Here is a 17,764-nt window from a genome sequence, read left to right as displayed (position 1 = left end):
AAGATGGTATCCCTTCGCGCTTTCCGTCACACGGCGCCGTCCTTCGCGGATCTCGTCCCCTACGCAGGTCTTGTCGACAACGGCGTCCTTCTGCTCAAGGATGGCTCACTGATGGCCGGCTGGTATTTTGCCGGACCTGACTCCGAAAGCTCCACCGATTTCGAGCGGAACGAGGTGTCGCGCCAGATCAATGCCATATTGTCCCGTCTCGGTTCCGGTTGGATGATCCAGGTAGAGGCGGTCCGGCTCGCGACGGTCGACTATGCCTCGGCTCGAAAATCACATTTCCCCGATCCGGTGACTTCTGGCGATCGACGAGGAACGACGAGCCCACTTCGAACGCGAGCAGGGGCATTTCGAAAGCCGCCACGCCATCATTGCGACCTATCGGCCGACCGAGCAGCGTCGATCGAGGCTCAGCAAGTACATCTATTCCGACGAAGACAGTCGAAAGCAATCCTATGCCGACACCGTGCTCTTCATCTTCCGCAATGCGATCCGGGAAGTCGAACAGTATCTCGCCAACATCATTTCCATCAGGCGAATGCTGACGCGGGAGACCGCCGAGCGCGACGGCACGCGCGTTGCTCGCTATGACGAACTGCTGCAGTTCATCCGCTTTTGCGTCACAGGCGACAACCACCCTGTCAGGGTCCCCGACATTCCGATGTACCTCGACTGGATCGTGACCGCCGAGCTTCAGCACGGACTTGCTCCCAAGGTGGAGAACCGTTTTCTCGGCGTGGTGGCAATCGACGGCCTTCCGTCCGAGAGCTGGCCGGGCATCCTGAACAGCCTGGATTCTTTGCCGCTTGGCTATCGATGGTCGTCGCGTTTCATTTTCCTCGACGCCGAGGAGGCGAGGGTGCGTCTCGAGCGCACCCGCAAAAAGTGGCAGCAGAAAGTTCGACCTTTCTTCGACCAACTTTTCCAGACGCAAAGTCGCTCGGTCGACCAAGACGCAATATCGATGGTCGCCGAGACCGAGGATGCAATCGCACAAGCGTCGTCACAGCTCGTCGCTTATGGATATTACACACCAGTCGTCGTGCTGTTCGACAACGATGCCGAACGACTTAACGACAAGACCGAGGCGATCCGGCGTCTCATCCAAGCCGAGGGCTTTGGCGCACGGATCGAGACACTGAATGCGACCGACGCCTATCTGGGCAGTCTGCCTGGAAGCTGGTACTGCAACATTCGCGAGCCGCTGATCAACACGCGCAATCTCTCCGATCTCATCCCGCTCAACTCCGTCTGGTCCGGGAATCCGCAGGCACCTTGCCCGTTTTACCCACCCGATTCACCACCGCTCATGCAGGTCGCGACTGGATCCACGCCCTTTCGGCTCAACCTTCACGTCGATGACGTCGGCCATACCCTGGTGTTCGGTCCGACAGGCTCAGGAAAGTCGACGCTCCTTGCGTTGATCGCAGCACAGTTCCGCCGCTACGAGAACGCCCAGATCTTCGCCTTCGACAAAGGCCGTTCAATGCTGCCGCTGACACTTGCTTGCGGCGGCGATCACTACGAGATCGGCGCCGACGAAGACACCGGGCTTTCCTTTTGCCCGCTCTCCGAACTGTCATCGGACGGCGATCGTGCCTGGGCGTCGGAGTGGATCGAAAGCCTGGTTGCGATGCAGGGAATCACGATCACGCCGGATCACCGCAACGCCATCTCCCGCCAGATCGGTCTGATGGACGGGGCTCCCGGTCGTTCGATCTCGGATTTCGTCAGTGGCGTTCAGATGCGCGAGATCAAGGATGCTCTCCATCACTACACCGTCGACGGCCCGATGGGCCAGTTGCTGGACGCCGAGAGCGACGGCCTCGAACTGGGCCTTTTTCAGACGTTTGAAATCGAGCAAGTCATGAACATGGGCGAGCGAAACCTCGTGCCGGTGCTCACCTATCTCTTCCGGCGCATTGAAAAGCGCCTCACCGGCGCACCAAGCCTCATCGTCATCGACGAAGCCTGGCTGATGCTCGGTCATCCGGTATTCCGCGACAAAATCCGGGAATGGCTCAAGGTGCTGCGCAAAGCCAATTGCGCGGTGTTGCTTGCAACCCAGTCGATCTCGGATGCCGAACGCTCTGGCATCATCGATGTCCTGAAAGAGAGCTGCCCAACGAAAATCTGCCTGCCGAACGGTGCAGCCCGCGAGGCCGGCACCCGGGATTTCTACGAACGGATCGGCTTCAACGAACGGCAGATCGAGATCGTAGCGACCGCCATACCGAAGCGGGAATACTACGTCGCGTCCCCCGAAGGGCGCCGCCTGTTCGACATGGCCCTTGGCCCGCTGACGCTCTCTTTCGTCGGCGCGTCGAGCAAGGACGACTTGAAGCATATCCGTGCGCTTCATCACGAACATGGCCCTGAATGGCCGCTTCACTGGCTCCAAAAGAGAGGGATCAAGGATGCTGCATCGCTTCTCGAAGACGCATAGGCTTCTGCTGGTCGCAGCCGTGTCAAGCGCACTCGTTCAGCCAGATCCTGCAAACGCCGGCAGCGCGACGGGCGCGGCAACGGAATGGACACAGCTTGCCAACAATGCCGAGCTGATCAAGCTGCTCGAAAGCTCCGGCGTCCAGGTCGAAAACCAGCTTACCCAGATCAGCCAGCTCGCCGAGCAGATCCAGAACCAGCTGAAAATCTACCAAAACATGCTGCAGAATACAGCGCAGCTTCCCAACCACATCTGGGGCGAAGTCGAGAGTGACCTCAAGCGCCTGCAGAGTGTCGTCTCGCAGGGGCAGGGGATCGCCTTTTCCATGGGCAACGCCGACGATATCCTCAACCAGCGTTTCCCGAGCTATGCGGATCTCAAGACCAACCTGTCGGACGGGACGAGCTACTCCTCGACCTATCAGTCCTGGTCCGACACCAACCGTGACACGATCGCGGGCAGTTTGGAGGCCGCAAGCCTGACGGCGGATCAGTTCGAGACCGAAGAATCCACCATGGCCTCGCTCCGCTCGATGTCGCAAAGCGCGGACGGGCAGATGAAGGCCCTGCAGGTCGGCCACCAGATCGCGGCGCAGCAGGTCGCCCAGCTGCAGAAGCTGCGCGGTCTACTTTCCCAGCAAATGACGATGATGGGCACCTGGTTTCAGGCAAACCAGACCGACAGGGACCTGGCGCAGAAGAGAAGAGAGAAGTTTTTCGCTCCCGCGGGAAGAGGAATCCCCGATGGACAAATGATGGAGCCGCGCTGGTGAGCCCTTTCGCGATCATTGCTTTCCGCGTGGGTACGGTTGGAGTAGCCACCGCAACGATCCTCATCGTGGTCGACACGCATTTCTATCCTCCCTCGACGACCGCGACAGCCGCCGAACAACGCCTGAGGGAATTCTTTAAGCCGTTGACGAAGCGGTATCTGAGGCACGGACAGGAGATGCGGACAAGGTGGTAAGCTCACGACGGACGCTCGGATTGATCATGCTTGCGATCGGCCTTGCGATCGTGGCGGTAGGGCCAGCCTTCGCCCAGCAAGGATCGGCGCTCTCGACCCTGGAAAACCAGGTGGTTAATGCTGCGAAGGATTGGGAGTTGACGGTGTCACGGGCAGCTCAGTCGCTCTTTTGGATCCTGGCCGGGATAGAAATTGGAATAGCAGCAGTATGGCTAGCGCTCCAAGCTGCGTCACTGGATAGTTGGTTCGCAGAACTCGTTCGCCGGATCATGTTCGTCGGTCTCTTTGCCTTTATCCTGGATCGGGGACCAGCCCTCGCCAAAGCGGTGGTGGACAGCCTATACCAGTTAGGCGCGGAAGGTGGCTCCGCTTCTCCGGCCGCGATCTTCGACGCAGGCATAGAGGTCGCGGACAAAATGTCCGAACAGGTTCAGTTCGGCCTCTTTGAGGACAACTCTCTGGCTATTGCCGCCGTCTTCGCCATGGTTGTTGTCGTCATCGCGTTCTCGCTCGTCGCTGCGGTGTTCATCGCTGTCATCGTCGAGATGTATGTGGGCTTGTTGGCCGGCATGATCATGCTTGGCTTAGGTGGTTCATCCTTCACCAAGGACTTCGCAGTCAAATATCTCGTCTATGCGTTTTCAGTCGGTATGAAGTTGATGGCACTGGTAATGATCGCGCGCATCGGCTCGGAGGTTCTCATCGGCTTGGCCGAGGCATCAGTCGCGGCGGAGCAGCAACTCATCACCAGCCTGGCGATCGCCGGCCTATCAGTTGTCGTCTTCATCATATCGATCTACGTCCCAAGCATTCTGCAGGGTGTCGTCCAAGGCGTCTCCGTCAGCGGCGGCATGGAGGTGATTCGCCACGGCGGGCAGGCGGCATCATTCGCACTGGGCGCGGGGCTTCTAGCCGGCGGTGGCGCCAGCGCGGGCTTTGCCGCCGCGCGTGCTGCGCGTGCCGAGGGTGCGTCCATGACGGGCGCTACCTTGCGCGGCATCGGTGCGGGATTGAGCGCGACGGGCGAAGCGGTCGGATCCGCGGTCAAGGAAAAGGCGATCGGCTCACCCGGCGCCCATGCCGGCTCTCTACTTGGACTTGCCAATGCGAAACTCGATCAGGCCCAGGCACGCGGCGGTTTGCGCCCGTCGCCGCCTCGCGACGACAAAAAATAATCACTGCAAGGATCGGTCGATGGCAATGCAACGCGCCCCTGAGAACCCATATCTCGCCGCCAGGCAGGAATGGAACGAACGATATGGTTCCTATGTCAGGGCGGCGGCAGCGTGGCGCGTTGTCGGCATGATCGCACTGGCAATGGCCGTAATCGGCTTCGTCTATGCGCTATATTTGAGCACGCAGGTCAAACTCGTCCCCTATATCGTCGAAGTCGACAAGCTTGGGACCTCGGTCAGCGCGGGCTTTCCCCAGCAGATCGAATATGCCGACCCACGGGTGGTTCGCGCCACGCTCGGTGGGTTCGTCACAAGCTTCCGGTCGGTGACGCCAGACGCCGTCGTTCAGAAGCAATACATCGATCGGACCTATGCGCTGCTGCGGACATCCGACCCGTCCACCGAGAAAATCAATGCCTGGTTCCGCGGCAATTCGCCATTCGAGAAAGCCAAGAACGCGACAGTTGCGATCGAAGTCAGCAACATCGTCGCCCTTTCCAACCAGTCCTACCAAATCGACTGGACGGAATTCGAGCGCGATCGGAAGGGCAAGGAAACCGGAACACGCCGATACCGCGGAATTGCGACCGTTACGTTGACGGCGCCACAGGACGAGGGCGTGATCAGGCTTAATCCGATCGGCCTTTATCTGAAAGACTTCGAGTGGACCGCGCAGCTTTAAGGGCAGGGAACTTCAATGAGAAGAGCAACATATCTCGCGGCCCTTGGCTGCGCTTGGATCGTCGTCCTTACGACGAACGGAGCCACGGCGCAGAGCATGACCGCAAACGAAGCAAAGGGCGCGAACCTTTCGGGAAAGTGGCGCGGGGCCACCGGGCTCGTCACCAAGGGGGAGGATGGAAAGGTCATCTTCCTGTTTGGAGAAACTCAGCCGTCGGTGGTGTGTTCGCCGCTGCAGGTCTGCGACATCGAGCTTCAGGGCGGCGAGGTCGTTCGCGATGTGCTTGTCGGTGACACTGTCCGATGGAAGGTCGAACCGGCAACGTCCGGTGCTGCGGCTGGCCAGGCGATCCATCTCATCGTCAAACCGTCGGAACCGGGCCTCGTCACCTCCATGGTGGTGACGACCTCGCGCCGGACCTATCATATCCAGCTCAAATCACACACAAGCCAGTACATGGCGCGCGTCGGCTTCGACTATCCGGAAGATGTGTCGAGCAAGCTTGCCGATGTCAACGCCCGCCTCGAAGCTGGAAGGACGCCGGGAGCAGGCGTCCCGTCGGAGCAATTGACCTTCGCCTATTCGGTGAGCGGCAAAGCCTCGTGGAAGCCCATGCGCGTCTATTCGGACGGCATGAAGACCTACATCCAGTTTCCCCGCTCGATCGCCGGTCAGGACGCGCCGGTGCTTTTTGTCGTCTCAGGCGGCCAAAATCGGGTCGTCAACTACCGAATGAAGAACGACATGATGGTGGTGGACTATAATATCGACCGCGCGGTTCTCATCTCCGGTGTTGGAAAGCACAAGCAGAAGATCACCATTCGCAGGGGAGGGTGACCATGCGAAGCCTCCTACTTTCTTTCATCGGGTGCCTGCTGTCAGGCTGCACGACCGCCGCGGACGGCCCTACCGCCACCTCAGCCTCGCCAGACCTCTCCGACCCTGCCGCCAGCGCGATCGCAGGCGATATGGTCGGTCGGCTTGCAGAACAGGTCGACCCGGGGATCAACAGGGTCAAATGGAATGGGGACGCCACGCCCTTCGGGCAAGCCATTGAAGCTGCCCTGAAGGCGTGGGGCTATGAGGTCGTGACGGCGCAGGGGATCGACGAGAAGAAGCGCATGGTTGCCCTGAACCTATGGCGTAGACGACCTTGAAGGCCAGGCGCTTGTTTCGATATCGGCAGGTTCGGTTGAACTCGCGCGGGCTTATGCCACAAGCGCGACCGGCGCATCGCCGGCCAGCCCCGTCTCCGTCAGGCGCAATTAGGGGAGGGGAGGGGGTGGTCCAATCGCTTCAGCTTGGCGGCGCTTCAAACAAGGACAGCAGCAACAGGCGGCTGAACCGAATCCCGATCATCGTCGCCATCGCCCTGATCGTGCTCTTTCTCGGCGTGATCAGCTATGGTCTTTCGTCGCGCGGGTTTTATTTTCAAGGGGCGGATGGCATTGGTCAGGCCTCGAACGCGCCGGCCTCCACTTATGCCGATCAGCTGAAGCGAGGCGTCAAGGATGCCATCATCGGCGATCCCGAGCAGACACAGATCTATCAGCCGGCACCTGTCAGCAACAGGCAAGAAGAGAAGCCGCAACAGACGGTCGAAACCGAAAAAACCGAAAGGGCGCGCAACAAACCCGGTCTCGAGTCGGAAGAAGAATGGCTTGCCCGCCTCGGGCGCGAGCAGCGAGAGCAATTCCTGCGGGAGCGCCATCGCCAGCAAATGGCACGTCTTCAAGCCAAAGCCGCGGCGCTCGATTCACCACTTGCCATCGATGTCAGTCTAAAGGATCTTTCCGGCCCCGATACGTCCCAGGCGAATACCCAAAGCGCAAAAACACCTGCGGGGGCCTCCAACCTGTACGCCGCGGCGATGCAGGCGGGACTTTCAGGGCAAAACGGCGATCCCAACATGCAGTCAGCAAAAGAATCATTCTTCAACCAGGACATCAAGGATATCGGCTATCTGCCGAACAAGGTGGTGCCTCAGCTTTCCCGCTACGAGCTGAAACGCGGTTCGGTCATCCCAGCCACGCTGATGACCGGTATAAGCTCGGATCTTCCGGGGCGGATTACCGCCCAGACAAGCCAGAATGTCTATGACAGCGCCACGGGCCACCAGTTGCTCGTCCCGCAAGGTGCCAAGCTCTTCGGCCGCTACGATCACAAGATCTCTTTCGGTCAGTCGCGCGTGCTGGTCGTCTGGACCGATATCATCTTTCCCAACGGCTCGACCCTAAAGCTCGGCGGCATGGCAGGGACGGACGCTGAAGGCTATGGTGGCTTTCGGGACCAAATCGATCGGCATTACCTTCAAACGTTCGGTTCGGCGGTTCTCATCGCTCTTATCGGCACAGGGGTCGACATGGCCATGCCGGAGAGTTCGACGGAGGATACCGCCTCGGACGCTGCCCGGCGGAATTTCGCGGATGTGTTCGGACGGTTAGCCGAACGGAGCGTGGGCAAAAACCTCGACGTCCAGCCGACACTTCAAATCAGGCCCGGCTACAAGTTCAACGTGCTGGTCGACCAGGACGTCGTTTTCCCGGGGGCTTATCGCAACTGATCTATATGCGCGCCAGCTAGGCCGTCAGATCAGCCCGAACCGGCTTGCGACCGCCACGGCCTGTTTCTGGGTGTAGACGCCAAGCTTGGCCTTTACTCGATCGAGGTCCCAGCGGACGGTGTGATAGGTCAGGCCCGTCACATCGGCGATGGAGTGCATCGGAAGGCCTTCGGCCGCCCATCGCAGGCATAGCGCCTCGCGATCGGAAAAAATGAAGTCGGGTCTTTGGGTGGGCGTAGTCGTGCCTTGGAGCCGGGCATGTATCAGTGCCGCCGCGCCAGCCGCGCCGACCGTGTCGAGATCGTCCGGTCCCGTGGTCTCCAGATGCCTGGCTGAGGCCAGCGTCAAGATGGCAAACTGGCCAAACCCCGTCCAGATGGGAATCGACAGACCTGACCGGATTCCGAATTCAGCCGCGGCATCGTAGAATTCCTTGACGCTGTCGTCCGCGCGCCGGCGTTCAACATCGACCGACCATCTGAAAGCCCGCCGCAGTCGCTTGGCTGCCGTCACCACAGGATCGATGGCCATATACGAACGGGAGAAATAAAGCGATTGCCATTCCTTCTGGTAGGTGGAGACGGCAAAGCTCTTTGCGGTATGGAGATTGAGGTATGCAAAACGCTCAAATCCATGCGCGCGAGCAACGTCGCTCAATGCCGTCTTGAGGGAATGTTCGTTGGCGGCGGCGACCGTCGCGTCGATCAATCGATCGAAAAGAGAACTTCCATGCATGGGACCACTTGCTCCCTGGAAATCTGGCTGGCGACCCGGGCGACGCATCGGCGATGGCCGTTCAGCGATAAGGATCTCCCTTGGTGATTTTTAAACTCAAACTGCACGCGTTTGCGTGGCGTCCGCGCTGATCGGTTTAGATGTGTCACAAATGTCCTTCAACCTGTTGGCGCCCCGAGCAACAAAACTTAATATTGTCGCTCTCTCGCGCCCCAAGCAGGCCGCGACGAGCTTGCGGCCCCCGTGGGATATCTTCCGGGCACTCATTTCGTGCGGCGCACTTGACGATCAGGCGCGGGCGCTGCGCTCGGCGACGCAGGGTATTGGCTCCAGGCGTCGCAGACTCAAACGTTCGCGCAAATTCAGCTCGTTCACAGAGCCGCGCTCACACCCCCGCTACGGCTTGCTATCCATCGGTTTCAACAACCGCGGCAAAGAAATAGCCGCCCATCCGCACGGTCTTGACGAGGCTTGGGTTGTGGGGATTGTCCTCGATCTTGTGTCGCAATCGGCTGATGTGAACGTCGATGCTCCGTTCAATGGGACCCGCCAGACCTGCGTGAGTAGAGCTAAGCAATTCTTCCCGGCTGAGTATCCTGCCGGGGTTTTGACAAAAGACAACGAGCAGGTCGAACTCGGCCGCCGTCACGTTAACCACGGCCCCATCCGGTCGCTGCAACGTGCGTTGCCATGTGTCGAGGCGCCACCCATTGAATCGGAAAGGCTTTGGCAGGCTGTGCATCGCGCGATCATGCGATGCCCGTCGCAACACGCTGCGGATCCTGGCAATCATTTCCCTCGTCCCGAAGGGACTGGAGACGCAATCATCAGCTCCGCTTTCGAAAGCGGCAAGGATGATGTCCTCACGCCCTTGCGCAACGACCGCGATGATCGGGATCGTGCTGAGGGTACGGATTTGCCGGCACAGATGAAGCGCATCTTCGGGCCGGACGACGGCATCGAGGATCATCAGATCAAACCGGTGCCTGCCGGTGAGGGCACGCGCCCGCGCACCGAAAGTGACAGTCGTAGCCATCATGCCCTCGTGGATGACCGCGTCCGCTAGCGTCTGCCCGACGTCCCCGCCTGCAGCCGCGATCATGATCTCCGTTTTCTTCTCTCGATGCGGCTTCCCGGTGCCCGATCCCACTCCCGCCGTCCACGGTTTGCTGGCGCGCTATCGGCAACGTGCGTTGACGTCGCCGATGCTGAACAAATCGCAGGTTGGCTTCCCGATGCCAACCTGCAATTCTGCGGGCATTGACATGCCTCGTCTCATAGGCCGAGGATGGCAACAGGCGTGTTTCAGACGTCAATGACGCGATCTGACCTCGTCAATCGCCAGCCGAGCCCGCCCGTGACAGTTCCTGCTCTGGGAGTGCGCGCACCGGACAATTCCCCGAAAGACGCCGCCGGCAGGCAACGCAGTCAAGACAGGCAGAGCCGCTGACGCCTGCTCGCGGGGAGGGCGGGCCATTCGACGGTGAAGGAGAAGCATCATCCAAGCTCCTCATGCTGACCGATCGCGCCACACTCATGTTCATCTCCGATTGTCGCTGATGGAAAGAGGATGCGCGCGTTCGCCTGGGCTTTCCAATTCTGCTCGAACGGCATCCATGCGAAATCACGATCAATCGGCCTGAAACAGCGCGGAACGCGGGACATAAATCTTAATACGTAAGGCGCAGACAGCATTTGAATTTCCTCAGACACCGTGGGATCGTACGGCCTCACGCTCCGCACAACCCTCGGTGAAAGCCCAGTGAAGCCGACCATTGTCATCGGTTCAACGGACGCGGATTTCTGCCTGTTTGCCCGCCATATACTTCGGCAGACCGGCTTTGAGACGCTCCTGACGACCAGCGCGAACGAGGCGATCGCCGCGGCAAGGACCGCCGGAGTGCGGGGCGTCGTGATCGATGGCAGGGTGGCGAATTCGGTTTCCGCCTGCGGAAGCTTGAAAGGCGATGCGACGACGGCAGGACTGAAGGTCATCGCGCTGGTCGAGGCCAACTCCGCCCGGCAATATGCCGATTTCCTCAATGCCGGCGCCGACGAAAGCTTCGTGCGGCCCATTTCCCCGGACCACCTCCTGCGCGCATTGAACTCGCTTTCATCACAGTCAGGCGCTTCGCAGGAGCGATTATCGTGCGGCGACATCGAAATGCATGTGCTGGCGCGGCGGGTCTGGAGGCGGGGCGTCGAGTTGCACCTCCCGCGTCTGGAGTTCGCCATTCTGCTGCATCTGCTCAAAGATCCTGGGCGCATCTATCTGAGGCATGAGCTCGCGTCGGCGGCCTGGCCGGCAGGTGTCTTCGTCGATCCAAAAACCATCACCGTTCACATTGGTCGGCTGCGTGAGACCTTGGCGGCGGTCGCGCCCACCGATCCGATCAGGACGGTTCGCGGTGTCGGCTATGGACTGGTGGCAACCGGCTGGTCGGAAACAGAGGTCCCGTCGAATGCCCCCTGACACTCAAATCGTCATCGTCGGCGGACGAATTGTCACCGGCGATGGAACGACGCTCCACGACCGTGGGGTCGTGCGCATCCGTGGGACAACAATCATCGACGTCGCTCGGGGTGAGGCTGATGCCGGAAGCGAGGCTATCGTCCTCAACGCCACCGGATGCACGGTCATTCCCGGTATCGTCAATGCGCATGCTCATGGGTGCATCCACGGTCCGTCCATGCCGAGCGGGTCGGTGCCCCTCCGGGCCACGGATGTCGACTACTTCAGAAACAGACATCTCCTCTCCGGGACAACAACCCTGCTCAACGTCTGCGGCCTGGCGCTGCCGGACGAGATCAATGGCCCCTCGAACCGACGCCATGCGATGGATATCCATCTGACGACGGCGCATACCGCGAGCAATCTGGCTGCGGCGATCGCGATTGATGGCGGCGGATTATCGAAGCGGCACAAGATCGCGCGCATCGATGACATGGTCGACAAAGGTGCAAAGGCACTCGGAGAAGCAGGCGGCGGGCAGACGCTCGGTGGCGGGGCACAGGACTATCGCTTCATACCCGCAGCTATCGAGGCCGCTACCGGAATATCAATCCATCCGAAAGAGGCGCGCGCACTCAAGGAAGCCGTTCTCGGCCGCTATCTCGATCGTGGCTTTCCCGATCTTCCGCGGCTCAATGCTCTTCTGATCGAATGCGGTCTCGCCGCTAAGATTGGCGCGTCCGACCTCATAAAGCTGATCCGCGACACGGTGATGCCACCCGTGGCGCTGTCACTGAAGGGTTTTGACGAGATCGCGGCAGCGTCTGAACGCCTCGATTTTCCGGCAATCTTTCACAATGCGGCACCCACCGCGGCGACACTGCTCAAGCTTGCGGAGACATATCCAAAGGCCCGCATCATCGCCGGGCATTCGAACCACCCGATGTTCCTTCCCCAAGAGGCAGTGCGTTTCGGCCAGCAACTGAGGGGGCGCGGCGTCACAATCGACGTCTCGACGCTCGATTGCATCGAAACACGCTGGCGCAACGACACCGCAAATATCGATGCTCTGGTCGAAGCGGGGCTCGTCGATACCCTATCGACGGATTTTGCCGGTGGCGACTGGGACAGTATACTATCGGCCATACAGCGAATGGTGCGAAAGAGCCAGCTTTTGCTGCCGGCCGCGATCGCGCTTGCGACCGGCAACGTCTCGAAAACATTCCCGGAGCTTGCGGCCGATCGTGGCTTGCTGGAAAAGGGCAAACGCGCCGACGTGGTCATCGTTGAGACCCACAATCTCGGTCGTGTCCGCCATGTCGTGGCAAACGGGCAGCTTGTGGTGTTCAACGGGGCGATGGGGGTTGGGGATTTGCACGCTTACGCCATGGGAGAGCGCCGTTAGCGGGGCGTAGGACGCCGACCTCGGCGGCCCTGACAGCGTGCGCAATAAGGTGTCGACCGCCCGAGGCGATGCCCGTCATTGCGTCAGTTTCATCTGCCGGCAAGGATAGTGGCCGGCATTGGTTCGGTACCGTGTCCTACCCTGGAAAGCGCAGAAGCCGTAGAAATGGGTCTAGCTCTCCACCCGCGAGGCCGAGAACGCCATCGATGATCGCCTCTTGCTTGGAAGGCGACAGGACATGCCGCGTGACGCGCAAAAACTTCTCTTCGATCGCGTGCCAGTCCATCGGACGCTGGGGATCGCCGGTGGGGCCATCCAGTACCGAGACGTACTTGTGCCGTCGTGTCTCGACAGTCACCTTCGCCAGCGTCTCGGCGGGAAAGAGCGCGTCGATCTCGGGATTGACGGTGATCTTCACCTGTCGCGCGAGTTCAGTGAGGTCCCGCCGATGAAGAAGGCTGTCGCTGACGGGAGCAAGGGCGCCGCGGCCATCGATCGCTGCAATGGCGACGCAATAGGGAAGACTATATTGAATGTCGACAAGGTTCGCGGGCGAAAGCACGTTGCCGAGCTTGAGCGCCCAGCCAAAGGTCTCTACCTCCACCGAGACAATGTCCGCGGCCCTCAGTTCGTGAACCTTCACAAGATCGAAGAGGCGATCGAGCGCCGGGTGTATATAGCGGCAACAGGCATAAGGCTTGAAATAGGTGCCGCAAATTTCAAAACGCTGCCCCAGTCCTTCCAGTATCCTCTGCCTGTCGTAGTAGCCGGGATGATCGAGCAGATCTTCCGGCCCAGTATAGCCTTTGCGGGCGAGGTCGAGAGCCATGAGACCGGTGGCGGCACTCCAGGGAATCCCTTCCTTGACGTCATTGCCTGTGAGCCGGGAGTAGCCCGAACTTCCATTGGCCTGTTGGTTGGGGGCAAGCACGCCTGCGATCGAAAGCGCCTGCGCGATCAATGGCGGCTCGACCTTGAAGAGTGACGCCGCTGCCGCAACCGCGGCCAAAGCGGCCCACCGTCCCGACTGCCGGGTCTGAATTCCTTGGGCATTTTGGGCCGCCGCCACTCTGACGCCGACATCATAGCCCGAAACGATTGCCGACAGGACGTCATCGGCCGAGACGCTGGCAAACGGCGCTAACGTCAAGACGGTTGGAACAACGCAGGCGCCCGGATGTCCTCGCGCTGCGCGGTGTCCGTCGTCCAGGTCGAGCGCCGACGCCGCGGTCGCGTTGGCGATCACGGCCGCGATGGGCATCACTGTCCGATCCGTCATCCAAATGGCCGCCTCGCCTTTGCCGAAGAGCGCGGCAGCGCTATCACGGGCCGCACGACTGCACTGAAGGGCGGAACCAGCAACCGCCGCCCCGACAAGATCGAGAATACAGCGCAAGGCAGTGTCACGAGTGCCGACCGCAGGCGGAGCTGAGGAGAGCGAATGGACGTGCTCGGCGAGGAGGTGCGTGGTGTACATGGAATTTGTGGGCGTATTCATCGCTCGGACAGCCCTTCAGGCATTTTCCTGCGTGCGAGCGAGGTATTTCTCATAGGTCGCTTGCACGGCATAAAGGTCGAGCATCGGCAGGCCGACGCAGGTTACGCAAACCGGCGTGTCCGCCTCTCGGACCCAGTCGATCGGCGCAGAGAGCTCCCGCACGCCAAGCAACGGACCGATCTCCTCCAGAGAAAGCCCTTTTCGGGAGAAGTGGAGGGCAATGCTTTGCGAGTTTCTGCGCGAGACCGTCTGGATGTCGTCACAGACGACGGTCCCGCTTTTCAAGGCTCGCTGCAGATAGGTTTCGGGCACTTCGTCTCCGCCAAGATGAAGCGTCACCGCATCCCTGTTCAACTCCTCGTCCTCAAACAGCGGCTGGCGGGCATTCGTGGCGGTAATCAGCAGGGCGCATTCCTTCAGCCTTTGGTTGTCGGTTACGGCGTGAAGCCGAAAAGATGTCCGATCGGCGAAGTCCGACAGAAGTCTTTCCACGCCTTCAATCGATCGGCTGCGGATGAAGATGTCTCCAATCAAGTCGGAACAGGCGAGGTTCAGGCATTCGACCACACTTCGGGCGACGGGTCCCGATCCGAAAATGAAGCCCGATACAGGTGCCTGGCTGCGAACAAACAGCTGAGCCACCTTCGACGCATAGGTGCCCGTTCTCAGCGCGGAAATCGCCGTCCCGTCGAGTATCGCCAAGGGCCGAAGCGTCCGTTTTTCCAAAAGGACGACAGTCGACGTCGAGCGAGGCAGGCCAAGATGCCGATTGAAGGCGTTTGCGCCGATGATCTTGACGCCGCCATGGGTCGGATTGACGCAATAGAGAGCCGACAGCTTCCAGCCGAGGCGCTCGTCGACGAAGTCGCGCCTGAATGGGGCGACGCTCTCCCGCTGCCAGAACTCCTCCTCTGGAAGCGAGAGGACGGCCTTTCCCCCGAAAGCCAGCCCGCTGTTGATATCCGCCCATGCAGCATCTATGGCTGCATGGATTTCCGCGATCGTGAGCTCCGCGCCAGCCGACTGCAAATCCTGGCGGGTGAGAAAGCGGACATCGCCGTCCGTGCTAGTGTCGAACATTGTTTCCTCCAACGACAAGACGTCGTTCCTCGAGGCAGAACCTAGCACCTGCCTGCGGGCCGCTAGATCAAGCTTTGATGAAGCTTCCGCATTGTCGATAAAGAGAAGGCAAAGTTTCGGCGACGGAGGAGGCACGTCCGCCGGAGCTGGTCGGCCCGCGGCCAGGCTTCAGCCAGCAGTCTTTGAGCGATCTGGAAAGAGGAAAGCGCTATCCAACGATCGTGATGTTCCACGAACTGGCCCGGGCGCTCGAGGTCGGTCACGTCGAATTTGGCCGCATCGACGAGCCGCGGCAGGGATGATATCTCAACGCCTTGGCTTGGTCCCAGGGGACAGGCGAACCTGCCTATCCGCGAGCAAAACGCGGTGCTCGGCCATCGGGATCAGGCGCCGAACCTCAGGCAGTCGAGCGGGGTCGATTTCCGCCACAAGCACGCAGACGTCGTTTTCGGCGCGCGCGACAATCTGCCCCCACGGATCGCACACCATGGAATGACCGAAGGTCCGGCGGAGCTCTCCGTCCGGCATCGCATAGCTTCCGCACTGTCCGCAGGCCGCGAAATAGGCTTGGAATTCGATCGCGCGTGCCCGACACAGCACCTCCCAATGAGCCTGCCCGGTCTGCTGGGTGAAAGCGGCGGGCAGGACGAAGATATCGACCTCTTCCTCCGCGAGGCGATCGAACAGGCGCGAAAAACGAAGGTCGTAGCAGATTACACAGCCGATCCGATGGCCGTCGAGTTCATAGATGAACAGGTCGCGCCCCGGCGCCACCGCGGCAGACTCGGAATAGGTCTTTCCATCGGGTGCGGTAATGTCGAAGAGGTGGATCTTTCGGTAGAGGCCGACCTGCTCGCCCGTGGCGTTGAACACCACGGTGGTGTTGTAAACACGGTGATCCTGGCCGCGGCGCTCCATCAGGCTACCGGCATGGACCCAGACAGCGTTATCCTTTGCGAACTGCTGAACGAGGTCATATGCTTCGCCACCTGGTACGCGGTCCGCCGCGCGCCTCTTGTCCGCGACCGTCCCGCCAAGCCAGTCGAAATGTTCCGGCAGCACGATCAGGTCGGGTCTGCCGATCATAGCCTCGCGCATCAGTCGCGCGGCTTCGGCAAGATTATGGGCACGATCGGGCTGCGAACTCATTTGAACGAGGGCGATTTTCAAGACCTCGGCTCCTTGTCAAAATCGAAGATCGACCGGCCGGAGGCCAAATGACACCGGACAGCCACCGAGCGCTTCTGGCGCTCCAATGCCGCGTCAGCGAGGATCCGCATGCGGTCGCGATCGGCCACGAACACACCTTCATTGTCGGCAAGCACCCCATAGCCAGGCAGAACCGCGGCCACGCCGCAGGCAATTGGAACATTGAGCGAGCCGCCAATCTGAAACTGGCGGTTCGTGGTTTTGGCGGAGACGCCGCGACACCACACGGGAACGCCGGTGGCGATGATCTCATCGACATCCGTGCACGGACCATCGATGACGATGCCCGCAGCCCCCTTGGCCTTTGCGGCGGCAACAACACCGCCACCGACGCAGGCGATGTCGTCGCGATCGACGCGCGAGATCACCAGGATGTCACCGGGCAACAGGAGATCGATCGCCTTGTAGATGATGACGCCGTCACGGCCGGGAGCGGCGACGGTGAAGGCGGCACCGGCCACGCGGGCAGGAAATAGGGGTCGGATATCACCGCCGACAAATCCCAGGTGCTCGACATGGCCGATGGTCGCCGTATCAACCAATGACAGTCGCTCGATCAGGTCAGCGGGCAGGGGAGGGCTTCTGTCGATCATCTGATAGAACGCTGTCATCGATTGGGCTTTCTCTGTTCGGTCAGTGGTGCCTGATCGGCTCAGACCGGCCGCTCGCCGGAAGTGGTGGTGCGATGCATGATCCGGATCGACGCGGGATCGAAGGAGTTGCGGCGGTGCATGGTGCAACGATTGTCCCACATCATGATGTCGCCCTCATCCCATTGCTGCACGAAGATATGCTTCGTGTTCGTCGTGTGATCCCACAGTTCGGCGAGCAGCGCGTCGCTCTCATCGCGGCTCATGCCAACGATCCAAGCGCCTTCCGTCGTTCCACCGAGGTAAAGTGCCTTGCGGCCGGTCTCACCATGTGTGCGCACCAACGGATGCACGATGCCGCTCCATTCGCGGAAGTCCTGGCTTTTCGGCGTGGACTTGCCAAGTCTGAGTTTGCCCGTCTTGTCGTAGACGTTCTGGAAGAAGATCTGGCGCCCATCGACGGCGTTCTTGAGAGGCGCCGGTAGCGTGTCGTAAGCGATATAGGTCGAGAGGAAATAGGTGTCGCCGCCTGAAGGCGGAACAGCGACGGCACGCAGGATCGCGCCCGCCGGCGGGCGTTCGTAGAACCACGTATCGGTGTGCCACGTCGCCTCGCTATTGCCCATCGCGCCGCTTGGCTTGCCGTCCTTCATCGCATTGCTGATGACCAGGATTTCCGGGTGGGTCGGATGCCCGCCTTCCTGCAGCTGCTTGGGATGGATGACGAACTCGCCGAAGTGATGCGAGAACTGCACCTGCTGGGCGCCGGTGATGCCCGCCTTCTTGAAACGGACGACGCCATATTGCAGCCAGAACTTTCGCACCGCGGCGATGTCGTCGGCGTCATAGTCATTGAAGTCGAAACCCTCGATATCGCCGCAGACATTGCTGGCATGCTGAACGGCGCGAAGCCTGATTTTGGTGAGCATTCCTAAAACTCCTGTTGCTGACCTTCCT

At 60.5% G+C, this 17,764-nt stretch carries 16 protein-coding genes and 2 pseudogenes; 11 read left to right on the top strand and 7 right to left on the bottom strand.

Annotated elements, in window-relative coordinates:
- The first annotated feature begins 3 nt into the window (after window positions 1-3).
- From MF410_RS27690 to trbI, 8 genes and pseudogenes are all read left to right on the top strand, one after another.
- Window positions 4-2,452: pseudogene (locus MF410_RS27690) on the top strand (conjugal transfer protein TrbE).
- Window positions 2,424-3,224, top strand: coding sequence for a P-type conjugative transfer protein TrbJ (gene trbJ, locus MF410_RS27685; RefSeq protein WP_222149003.1), 801 nt, complete (start codon window positions 2,424-2,426; stop codon window positions 3,222-3,224). Before MF410_RS27690 ends, trbJ begins: the two are co-directional and overlap by 29 nt.
- On the top strand, window positions 3,221-3,418 hold the full coding sequence (gene trbK / locus MF410_RS27680; protein ID WP_003554501.1) for an entry exclusion protein TrbK: 198 nt from the start codon (window positions 3,221-3,223) through the stop codon (window positions 3,416-3,418). The genes trbJ and trbK overlap by 4 nt, the downstream gene beginning before the upstream one ends.
- Window positions 3,419-3,438: 20 nt before the next feature.
- On the top strand, window positions 3,439-4,593 hold the full coding sequence (gene trbL, locus MF410_RS27675) for a P-type conjugative transfer protein TrbL (protein WP_275593037.1): 1,155 nt from the start codon (window positions 3,439-3,441) through the stop codon (window positions 4,591-4,593).
- Window positions 4,594-4,612: 19 nt separating this feature from the next.
- Window positions 4,613-5,275 carry a conjugal transfer protein TrbF gene (locus MF410_RS27670; RefSeq protein ID WP_012760245.1) on the top strand — a complete coding sequence of 221 codons (663 nt, stop codon included), beginning with the start codon at window positions 4,613-4,615 and terminating at the stop codon, window positions 5,273-5,275.
- Window positions 5,276-5,290: 15 nt separating this feature from the next.
- A complete protein-coding gene (trbG, locus tag MF410_RS27665) occupies window positions 5,291-6,112 on the top strand; it encodes a P-type conjugative transfer protein TrbG (protein WP_003554506.1) in 822 nt (273 codons plus the stop codon).
- A 2-nt stretch (window positions 6,113-6,114) separates the two neighbouring features.
- Entirely contained in the window at window positions 6,115-6,432 is a 318-nt protein-coding gene (locus MF410_RS27660; RefSeq protein WP_239620647.1) for a hypothetical protein, read from the top strand.
- Between the two features lie 125 nt (window positions 6,433-6,557).
- A complete protein-coding gene (trbI, locus tag MF410_RS27655) occupies window positions 6,558-7,838 on the top strand; it encodes an IncP-type conjugal transfer protein TrbI (protein WP_222149001.1) in 1,281 nt (426 codons plus the stop codon).
- Window positions 7,839-7,862: 24 nt separating this feature from the next.
- Here trbI and MF410_RS27650 read toward each other — a convergent pair whose 3' ends face one another.
- A complete protein-coding gene (locus tag MF410_RS27650) occupies window positions 7,863-8,573 on the bottom strand; it encodes an autoinducer binding domain-containing protein (protein ID WP_097629533.1) in 711 nt (236 codons plus the stop codon).
- A gap of 406 nt (window positions 8,574-8,979) precedes the next feature.
- Entirely contained in the window at window positions 8,980-9,675 is a 696-nt protein-coding gene (locus MF410_RS27645) for a response regulator transcription factor (protein WP_239620646.1), read from the bottom strand.
- A gap of 660 nt (window positions 9,676-10,335) precedes the next feature.
- On the opposite strand from MF410_RS27645, the gene MF410_RS27640 reads away from it, so the two are divergent.
- Window positions 10,336-11,046: a response regulator transcription factor gene (locus MF410_RS27640; RefSeq protein ID WP_097629530.1), complete on the top strand. Its 711-nt coding sequence runs from the start codon at window positions 10,336-10,338 to the stop codon at window positions 11,044-11,046.
- The gene (locus MF410_RS27635; RefSeq protein ID WP_131711410.1) at window positions 11,036-12,430 is read left to right on the top strand and encodes an amidohydrolase family protein; all 1,395 of its coding nucleotides are present in this window, start codon (window positions 11,036-11,038) and stop codon (window positions 12,428-12,430) included. Before MF410_RS27640 ends, MF410_RS27635 begins: the two co-directional genes overlap by 11 nt.
- 136 nt (window positions 12,431-12,566) lie before the next feature.
- Here the strand turns inward: MF410_RS27635 and MF410_RS27630 are convergent, their stop codons facing one another.
- Window positions 12,567-13,928: an MmgE/PrpD family protein gene (locus MF410_RS27630; RefSeq protein ID WP_222135036.1), complete on the bottom strand. Its 1,362-nt coding sequence runs from the start codon at window positions 13,926-13,928 to the stop codon at window positions 12,567-12,569.
- 15 nt (window positions 13,929-13,943) lie between these two features.
- On the bottom strand, window positions 13,944-15,008 hold the full coding sequence (locus tag MF410_RS27625; protein ID WP_222135035.1) for an ornithine cyclodeaminase: 1,065 nt from the start codon (window positions 15,006-15,008) through the stop codon (window positions 13,944-13,946).
- 158 nt (window positions 15,009-15,166) lie between these two features.
- Between MF410_RS27625 and MF410_RS27620 the strand changes: the two are divergent.
- Window positions 15,167-15,310 (top strand): annotated as a pseudogene (locus MF410_RS27620) (helix-turn-helix transcriptional regulator); the annotation flags it as partial.
- A gap of 4 nt (window positions 15,311-15,314) precedes the next feature.
- Here MF410_RS27620 and MF410_RS27615 read toward each other — a convergent pair.
- From MF410_RS27615 to MF410_RS27605, 3 genes are read right to left on the bottom strand one after another with little or no spacing between them, the layout of a single operon-like run.
- The gene (locus tag MF410_RS27615) at window positions 15,315-16,178 is read right to left on the bottom strand and encodes a carbon-nitrogen hydrolase family protein (RefSeq protein ID WP_222135034.1); all 864 of its coding nucleotides are present in this window, start codon (window positions 16,176-16,178) and stop codon (window positions 15,315-15,317) included.
- Window positions 16,175-16,828: a dimethylmenaquinone methyltransferase gene (locus MF410_RS27610; RefSeq protein ID WP_097629528.1), complete on the bottom strand. Its 654-nt coding sequence runs from the start codon at window positions 16,826-16,828 to the stop codon at window positions 16,175-16,177. Before MF410_RS27610 ends, MF410_RS27615 begins: the two co-directional genes overlap by 4 nt.
- 41 nt (window positions 16,829-16,869) lie before the next feature.
- Window positions 16,870-17,736, bottom strand: a complete 867-nt coding sequence (locus MF410_RS27605; protein ID WP_239620645.1) for a TauD/TfdA family dioxygenase — start codon at window positions 17,734-17,736, stop codon at window positions 16,870-16,872.
- Between the last annotated feature and the right edge of the window lie 28 nt (window positions 17,737-17,764).

Source organism: Rhizobium sp. C104 (genome assembly GCF_022354505.1).
GTDB classification, from domain to species: Bacteria; Pseudomonadota; Alphaproteobacteria; order Rhizobiales; family Rhizobiaceae; genus Rhizobium; species Rhizobium redzepovicii.
Note: the sequence above shows the minus strand (reverse complement) of the source record. Positions and strands in the feature narration are given on the sequence as shown.

Coding starts and splice junctions, on each gene's coding strand:
- trbJ (WP_222149003.1), top strand. CDS start 2,424: ATGCTGCATCGCTTCTCGAAGACGCATAGGCTTCTGCTGGTCGCAGCC.
- MF410_RS27670 (WP_012760245.1), top strand. CDS start 4,613: ATGGCAATGCAACGCGCCCCTGAGAACCCATATCTCGCCGCCAGGCAG.
- trbG (WP_003554506.1), top strand. CDS start 5,291: ATGAGAAGAGCAACATATCTCGCGGCCCTTGGCTGCGCTTGGATCGTC.
- MF410_RS27660 (WP_239620647.1), top strand. CDS start 6,115: ATGCGAAGCCTCCTACTTTCTTTCATCGGGTGCCTGCTGTCAGGCTGC.
- MF410_RS27650 (WP_097629533.1), bottom strand. CDS start 8,573: ATGCATGGAAGTTCTCTTTTCGATCGATTGATCGACGCGACGGTCGCC.
- MF410_RS27645 (WP_239620646.1), bottom strand. CDS start 9,675: ATGATCGCGGCTGCAGGCGGGGACGTCGGGCAGACGCTAGCGGACGCG.
- MF410_RS27635 (WP_131711410.1), top strand. CDS start 11,036: ATGCCCCCTGACACTCAAATCGTCATCGTCGGCGGACGAATTGTCACC.
- MF410_RS27630 (WP_222135036.1), bottom strand. CDS start 13,928: ATGAATACGCCCACAAATTCCATGTACACCACGCACCTCCTCGCCGAG.
- MF410_RS27625 (WP_222135035.1), bottom strand. CDS start 15,008: ATGTTCGACACTAGCACGGACGGCGATGTCCGCTTTCTCACCCGCCAG.
- MF410_RS27610 (WP_097629528.1), bottom strand. CDS start 16,828: ATGACAGCGTTCTATCAGATGATCGACAGAAGCCCTCCCCTGCCCGCT.
- MF410_RS27605 (WP_239620645.1), bottom strand. CDS start 17,736: ATGCTCACCAAAATCAGGCTTCGCGCCGTTCAGCATGCCAGCAATGTC.